This window comes from Companilactobacillus halodurans (assembly GCF_009600995.1).
Taxonomy (GTDB): domain Bacteria; phylum Bacillota; class Bacilli; order Lactobacillales; family Lactobacillaceae; genus Companilactobacillus; species Companilactobacillus halodurans.
In genome coordinates, this window is sequence record NZ_VDFO01000063.1 from 1 (window position 1) to 7,932 (window position 7,932).

General features: G+C 36.4%; 5 protein-coding genes. 2 read left to right on the forward strand and 3 right to left on the reverse strand.

What is annotated here, in order from left to right; translation table 11 throughout:
- Positions 1-232: 232 nt before the first annotated feature.
- The 3 genes from FHL05_RS11905 to FHL05_RS11915 all read right to left on the reverse strand — a co-directional run bounded on the left by FHL05_RS11905 (position 233) and on the right by FHL05_RS11915 (position 3,487).
- The gene (locus FHL05_RS11905; protein ID WP_153386000.1) at positions 233-1,009 is read right to left on the reverse strand and encodes a hypothetical protein; all 777 of its coding nucleotides are present in this window, start codon (positions 1,007-1,009) and stop codon (positions 233-235) included.
- A gap of 487 nt (positions 1,010-1,496) precedes the next feature.
- Positions 1,497-3,221: a phosphoenolpyruvate--protein phosphotransferase gene (gene ptsP / locus FHL05_RS11910; protein WP_153522805.1), complete on the reverse strand. Its 1,725-nt coding sequence runs from the start codon at positions 3,219-3,221 to the stop codon at positions 1,497-1,499.
- Positions 3,221-3,487 (reverse strand): phosphocarrier protein HPr, encoded by a 267-nt coding sequence (locus FHL05_RS11915; protein WP_153386004.1) that lies wholly within the window; start codon positions 3,485-3,487, stop codon positions 3,221-3,223. The genes ptsP and FHL05_RS11915 overlap by 1 nt, the downstream gene beginning before the upstream one ends.
- A 326-nt stretch (positions 3,488-3,813) precedes the next feature.
- Here FHL05_RS11915 and FHL05_RS11920 point away from each other — a divergent pair, with 326 nt between their 5' ends.
- The gene (locus FHL05_RS11920) at positions 3,814-6,015 is read left to right on the forward strand and encodes an ATP-dependent Clp protease ATP-binding subunit (protein ID WP_153386006.1); all 2,202 of its coding nucleotides are present in this window, start codon (positions 3,814-3,816) and stop codon (positions 6,013-6,015) included.
- A 472-nt stretch (positions 6,016-6,487) separates the two neighbouring features.
- Entirely contained in the window at positions 6,488-7,513 is a 1,026-nt protein-coding gene (locus FHL05_RS11925; RefSeq protein ID WP_153522807.1) for a MucBP domain-containing protein, read from the forward strand.
- Positions 7,514-7,932 lie beyond the last annotated feature (419 nt).

Below are 7,932 nucleotides of genomic sequence, written 5' to 3' on the forward strand. Positions count from 1 at the left end.
TATGGATTTAGAAATCTTGACCATTTTATTAAGAGAATAAGATTGATTTGCGCATAAAAAAAGTACCCTCAATGAGGGTACTTAATAAGCTCAAAAATCATTCATCAATACGATTTGACAAAGAGCCGTACTTAATAAGCTCAAAAATCATTCATCAATACGATTTGACAAAGAGCCGATAAAGTACTGTATAAAAACAGTGCTTTATCTCTCTTTTTTTCATATTCCAAATTTATAAATACTTTTCATTTAATTTTTTAGTTAACTTAAAAATATTGGGATTACTATTTCGGTTCTCTTTTTGATAAAAAGCCGGATTATTTAATTTAAAGCGACCATGCTTTTTAATCCAATATGTCACTTCTGGATTATTAATAGTAAAGAAATTTTCCTTCGTTAAACCGTATTTCTTGTACAACTTCTCGTGATACTTATCATCCGGTCTAAATTTCTCAAGTCCTAAAATAACTGTTGAACCGATTTTTGGCATCGGTTCAGTCTGATTTTTCATATATATAACCGTCTTAGGATCATCAATGCCAAAGTCTTCACCAAGATACCGCCCTTCTATATCATTAAAGCAATATTCAGCTGTTGAAAGACCTCCGGAAAATTCAGTTTTAATAGTAGAATTCTGAATTGATTTATCGCCACTAATGACTTTTTCTACAAAAATACTAGCTTTCGTTTCAGGTGTAAAAGGACGCTTCCATTCAGGCTGTAAATTCATTACCTTAGCTTTGACTAAATATTGATTGCCATTTTTTAAACGCGACAGTGACATATTCGTATCATCGTAACCGCTGGGAACAGAAACAATATCATCATTAGGAGCATTCAACTGAACTTTTTTAGAAGATTTTACTTTCTTATTCCAAACTTCCCGGTTCTTCTTAACCAATTGTGCTTGTTCAGTTTGATTGATCTCTCTTTTATTCTGATGCTGACATCCTGCTGCCAAAGCAAAAATGACAAATAGGAAAACAAGTAAGATTTTTTTGATTTTCATTTTTAACTCCCAGTTAAAATATCAATCCCCTTAATTGTTTATTTTAAGCTATCTCCCTTTTTAAATTGGCTTCCAATGAAGTAAGTAACCGCTGACATAAATATAGCTGAGATGGCAAATATAACCAATGAGCTCCAATTGTAATAGCCACCAACAAGTAACATATAAATATAAAAGACTACGAAATAAATCCCCCAGATAGCTCGCTTACTCAAATTTGAAACTACTTGAATCAACGATAAAGCAAATATTAATAATATTTCCCATGGAAAATTATAAAAAAGTGGTTGATGATTGTGTAGGTTTAATCCCAAAACAATCAGGAGCCAAAAAATAATAAATACTATGAAATTTTTAATGACCTTGTTCTTCATATATTCCCTTTCTATTAATCTCTTTTAATAGGGTAACATACTTTTTACTTTTCCATGAGAGACAAAAAGAGCCCGCCAACGCGGACTCTTTTTGAATTCATTAATATAGATTATTACTTGTTTAAGTATTCTTCAACAAGTTTCTTGTTATCTTCATTAGTAATTGATTCGTTAACAGCACGATCTGCTAATGTAGCCAAGTCTTTTGTACTCAACTTCTTCATCAAACTTCTTACACGAAGTACTGATGTAGCACTCATTGAGTATTCATCAAGACCCATGCTCAATAGCAATGGAAGCATAGTGTTGTCACCAGCGGCTTCACCACACATGCCGGCCCACTTGCCTTCTTTATGAGCTGATTCAACAACATGCTTAATCAATCTCAAAATTGAAGGATTATATGGTTGGTAGAGGTATGAAACGTGTTCGTTACCACGATCTGCAGCCATTGTGTATTGGATCAAATCGTTAGTACCAATACTGAAGAAGTCAACTTCTTTAGCAAATTGGTCAGCAAGAACAGCAGCAGCTGGAACTTCCATCATCATTCCTAATTGAATGTCGTCAGAAACTTTAACGCCGTCTTTAACTAACTTAGCCTTTTCTTCTTCAAAGACCTTCTTAGCATCTCTAAATTCTTGTAAAGTACCAATCATTGGGAACATGATACGTAAGTTACCATAAGCAGATGCACGTAGCAATGCTCTTAGTTGAGTTCTGAAGATTTCTTGTCTATCCAAACTAATACGGATAGCACGGTAGCCCAAGAATGGGTTCATTTCTTCAGGAAGTGGCAAGTATGGTAAATGCTTATCACCACCGATGTCCATTGTACGGACAACAACTGCCTTACCTTTCATGCCTTCAAGAACTTTCTTATAAGCCTTAAATTGATCTTCTTCAGTTGGGAGACTGTCTGATTGCATGTACAAGAATTCTGTACGATACAAACCAACACCCTCGGCACCATTATCAATAACACCTTGTAAATCATCAGGTGTACCGATATTAGCAGCAATATCAAAGTGTTTGCCATCAGCTGTAACTGAAGGTTGATCCTTTAATTTTTCCCATTCTGCTTTTTCTGCAGCAAAATTCTTAGCTAATTCACTGTAATGTTTGATATCGTCATCGGAAGGTTCAACGATTGCAGAACCGTTTAAGCCATCAACGATGACTTTATCGCCCTTCTTAACATCTTTGGTAATCGTATCTGTACCAACAACAGCTGGCAATTCAAGAGAACGTGCCATAATGGCTGAGTGAGCTGTACGACCACCAATATCAGTAACGAAACCTTTAACATACTTCTTATTTAATTGAGCTGTATCACTAGGTGTTAAATCGTGAGCAACAATAACGACCTCATGGTCAATTAATGCTGGGTTAGGTAATGCAACGCCTAGTAGATGTGCCATGACACGTTTCGTAACATCGCGAACATCGGCTGCTCTTTCTTGCATGTATGGGTTATCTGTCATTCCTTCAAATATTGAAATAAAGTTTTCAGAAACATCGTGAAGTGCTTGTTCAGCATTAACACTCTTATCTGAAACTTCCTTTTCAACTGCACCCGTAAATTCAGGATCAGCCAAAATCATCTTGTGAGCATCAAAAACTTGAGCTTCCTCTTCACCTAGAGATTCCTTAGCGGTATCTCTGATTTTTGTTAGCTCATCATCTGATGTTGAAATAGCATCCTTTAGACGACCGATTTCTCCATCAGCATCTGAAATACTTTTCTTAGTGAAAGACAAATCTGGTTGAACTAAAAGGTATGCTTCAGCAGTAGCGATACCATCACTTGCTGCAATTCCCTTAATAGTTTTAACCATTATTCTGCCAATCCTTCCTTTGTCATTGTGTCACCAATAGCAACGATAGCATCAGCAGCATCGTCACCATCAGCTGAAATTGTAACATCAGCACCTTGGCCAACACCGAGTGACATAACACCCATGATTGACTTCAAGTTTACTGATTTGCCTGAGAATTCAATATTAATATCTGAGCTAAACTTGCTAGCTGTTTGTACTAGCATAGTTGCTGGACGTGCGTGGATTCCTGTTTCTGCAATAATGTGAAATTCTTTCTTTTCCATAATAAATACCTCACCATATAATTATAAAATTCTGTAGTAGACCTACAAATATTCACTAATTAATTTACCATTATCTTCAATTTTTCACAAGGGCTTTGGCCAAAAAAAGTCGTTATAAACCAAGCACGATAAGACGTTTAACGCTTACAACACTAGAGCCTGAAAGCGTTTATATTATTTACATTTTTCAATAAAAATTGAAAAAAAGATATATTTCTTCTATTAGATAAAGAAATTTATCATTTCCAAGACTTAGCACTTGCATTCGTCGAGTGCTAATTATATACTACCGTTGTATCCTGTGATAAAGGAAAGGTGGGGTGCGAATGTTATGTCAAAATTGTCACAAAAATGAAGCGACAATTCATCTGTACACAAGTGTTAATGGTCAACGGACAGAAGTTAATCTCTGCCAAGACTGTTATCAAAAATTAAGAAATCAAGCTAATGAAGGTATGAATAATATGGCACAAAATCCAGGCGGATTTTCTAGTTTCGAAGACTTGTTCAACGCCTTAAATGGTGGTCAGCAACCAAACAATGCTTTCGAGCAACAAGGTCCTCAACCTCAAACGGGCAACGGCAATAGAAATAATGGCCGTCGTTCAGGAGGCAACGGAGTCCTAGATAAGTATGGTGTTGATTTAACTGATCTCGCCAAAAAAGGTCAAATTGATCCAGTCATCGGTCGGGACAAGGAAATCGATCGTGTAATTGAAATATTAAATAGAAGAACAAAAAATAATCCAGTTCTAATTGGTGAAGCTGGTGTTGGTAAGACGGCTGTTGTCGAAGGTTTGGCTCAAAAAATCGTCGATGGCGATGTTCCTGAAAAATTGCAACATAAACATGTCGTTAGACTAGACGTAGTTTCACTAGTTCAAGGTACTGGCGTTCGTGGTCAATTCGAGCAAAGAATGCAACAATTGATCAATGAATTACAAAAGAACAAAGAAATTATCCTCTTTATCGATGAAATTCATGAAATTGTCGGTGCAGGTAATGCTGAAGGCGGAATGGATGCAGGTAACGTTTTGAAACCTGCCCTAGCCCGTGGCGATTTGCAACTAGTCGGTGCAACAACCCTTAACGAATATCGGACAATCGAAAAAGATTCTGCCCTTGAACGTCGTTTACAACCAGTTCAAGTTGACGAACCTTCTGTTGACGAAACTGTCCAAATCCTCAAGGGATTGCAACCTAAATATGAAGATTATCACCATGTAAAATTCTCTAAAGAAGCTATCAAATCAGCGGCAGAACTATCAGCTCGTTATATTCAAGATAGATTTCTACCTGATAAGGCTATCGATTTAATCGATGAAGCTGGTTCAAAGAAGAACTTGCAAATCAATCATGTTGATGTGGCTGACTTAGATAACAAGATTTCAGATGCTGAAGTTCAAAAGCAAGCTGCCCTCCGCAATGAAGATTACGAAAAGGCTGCTTACTATCGTGATCAAGTTACTAAATTCCAAGATATGAAGAATAGTAATAAGGATGAACCAGCAGATAAAAATATTGTAACTGAAAGAGACATTCAAAAGATTGTTGAAGAGAAGACCAACATTCCTGTTGGAGAATTGCAATCAAACGAACAAGCTCAATTAAAGAACTTAGAAACTGATTTGAAAGGTCATATCATTGGCCAAGATAAAGCTGTTGGCGAAGTTGCTAGAGCTATTCGTCGTAACAGAGTTGGTTTCAATAAATCAGGTCGTCCAATTGGATCATTCCTATTTGTTGGGCCTACTGGTGTTGGTAAGACAGAGTTAGCTAAGCAATTAGCTCGTCAACTCTTTGGTTCAGAAGATTCGATGATTAGATTCGATATGTCTGAATACATGGAGAAACAAAGCGTGTCAAAGCTTATCGGTTCGCCTCCAGGGTATGTTGGTTACGAAGAAGCTGGTCAATTAACTGAACAAGTTCGTCGTAATCCATACAGTTTGATTTTGCTTGATGAAATTGAAAAGGCTCATCCAGATGTTATGCACATGTTCTTGCAAATCCTAGATGATGGTCGTTTGACTGATTCACAAGGCAGAACTGTTAGTTTCAAAGATACAATTATTATCATGACTTCAAATGCTGGACAAGGTTTGCAAGAAGCAAATGTTGGTTTCGGTGCTGAAGCTTCTGGTAAAACAAATTCAATCATGAATCGCTTATCAGAATTCTTTAAACCAGAATTCTTGAATAGATTCGATGGCATCGTTGAATTTAATTCCTTGACCAAGGACAACTTGCTCAAGATCGTTGATTTAATGTTAGACGATACTAACAAGATGATTGCTGATCAAGGTCTAAGCATTCATGTTACAAAAGATGCTAAGGATAAATTAGTTGATTTAGGCTTCAATCCTAAGATGGGTGCTCGTCCACTTCGTCGTGTAATTGAAGAACAAATCGAAGACAAGGTTGCCGATTACTTCCTAGATAACTCTAAGGATAAGGAATTGGAAGCCCACCTTGATAAGGGTGAAATTAAAATTTCAAAGTATAGTGCACCTGATACTACAAAATAATTAGTGGTGCTTATGAAAAAGGCTGAAACGTTAAGTTTCAGCCTTTTTTTATACACTATCTTCATTTGACCAGTTTAAAATCGTTTTATAAGTTTCTACAGCACTCCAATTAGATTGAATAAACAATAAAATTTCATTGTCCTTATTCCAAGTTAATTTGTCTCTTTGTCAACGGCTGTTGATGAGGAGTTTTCTGAGGAAACCAATTCATTTTCGAACAGCTTCTTTAATAACTCTTGATAACCTCCATTATTATTGAAAAGTCTCAAATTGCTACCAAAATTTTTGTACCAAAATAATTTGAATTATAATTGTGCTCAATCTTTTTTACTCTTATTTTTATTCCATTGTTTAAAATTTTCTTTACTCTTTCTTGTTTTTCCTTTAAATATCTCGCTAACAGCCATCCGTCGGCATTTTCCCTACCTCTTTCATGTTAGAATTACGGTAATTTAAGTTAGAAGGGATTCTTATGGGAAAGAAAATTAAAAATGAGCAATTTTCCCATAACGGGGAAAGAACTATGGAAAATGATGTACTCTCACCTAAAGTAAAAAAAATAGCTCGCGATGATGTCGAAATCAAGGTCCATTATGTTGATTCTATCGGTAAAGAAATCATCCAACCTACCACGATCAAGGGACACTATCTGGACAAATTAGATATTCCTTGGAAAGAGATACCGGGATATATTTTGTCATCAGTTACCAATTTTCAACAAACATTTATCCCCAATTCTGACGGAATTTATTTAGTTTATGCGAGTCAATTATCGGCACCAGTTATCGTTTACCATCGAAACACCGAGGGTAATCTAATATCTGATCCACAATATTTGATTGGCGATTTGAATCGAAAATTTGATACTAAGCCATTAGAAGAAGCCAACCGTTTCTTGATACATGGTCCAAAAAAACCAACTGGTCAATTTACCCAGCAGGTTCAAGAACAAGAATATACTTACAATCTTTTGCCAGTTAGAAATTATCAAATCAGTAAAGATTTATTTATCCAGACTTCAAACAACGTCCGAGTTTTTGATCAACCATTAAGTAAAAAGCCATTAGAGAAAGTCCTGCCATATGGGACAACTTGGAAAGTTTATCGAGCAGTTCAAGAATCATACAATAATATCATTTGGTACAATCTCGGTGGAAATACTTGGATACCAAGTACAGAAAATATCACGCCAAAAGAAATCAAAAAGGAAAGCTCTCGTCAAGAAATGTTAGACAGCCCCTTAGCAGAGACAGCCAGTAACATCAGTTACACCTACTCCGTAATCGACAGCATGAACATCAACCGTTCAGTTGAAATAATGTATTACAAAGACCAATACATAACAGCTTGGCAAACGCCTTATGGAGATATGGATAACCAAAGATACCGTGGCGGAGAAAAAGTCTTAGTTAAGAAATTAGTGCAATTGGATAATTACAGCGTTTGGGCAGAACTTAGCGATGGATTTTATATTGAAAGCAAGTATCTAAATATTTAGAGAGTGGAGATGGGCGGTTAGCTCCTGGAACCTAAGACAATATGGGAAATAGACTTAGGCGTAGTGAGTTGCTCCATCGCAACTCGTTTTCAATCAGAGAGTGAAGATGGGGGGTTAGCTCACGAGGACTAAGACAATTTCATGAATTGCTCGCGCTTTTTGCGAGTGATTTAGGAAATAGGCTTAGCCGCAATGAGTTGCCCATCGTAACTCGTTTTCAATCAGAGAGTGGAGTTAGGTTGCCCTCATCTCAAAACATACAAATCAAAACAAAAACCCTTAACCAACAAAAAAGGGCTGTTCGTCAAATTAAGTTGATGGCAGTTTACATAAGCAGTTAGATCATAATTGGTCTAGCTGTTTTTTATTTGGCTGACGAGCTTGCTCGGAGCCAAAAAATTTGAAGATTGATACGCTTA

Bases quoted from the DNA above. Each gene is read 5' to 3' on its own strand.
- FHL05_RS11905 (WP_153386000.1), bottom strand. From the start codon at position 1,009: ATGAAAATCAAAAAAATCTTACTTGTTTTCCTATTTGTCATTTTTGCT.
- ptsP (WP_153522805.1), bottom strand. From the start codon at position 3,221: ATGGTTAAAACTATTAAGGGAATTGCAGCAAGTGATGGTATCGCTACT.
- FHL05_RS11915 (WP_153386004.1), bottom strand. From the start codon at position 3,487: ATGGAAAAGAAAGAATTTCACATTATTGCAGAAACAGGAATCCACGCA.
- FHL05_RS11920 (WP_153386006.1), top strand. From the start codon at position 3,814: ATGTTATGTCAAAATTGTCACAAAAATGAAGCGACAATTCATCTGTAC.
- FHL05_RS11925 (WP_153522807.1), top strand. From the start codon at position 6,488: ATGGGAAAGAAAATTAAAAATGAGCAATTTTCCCATAACGGGGAAAGA.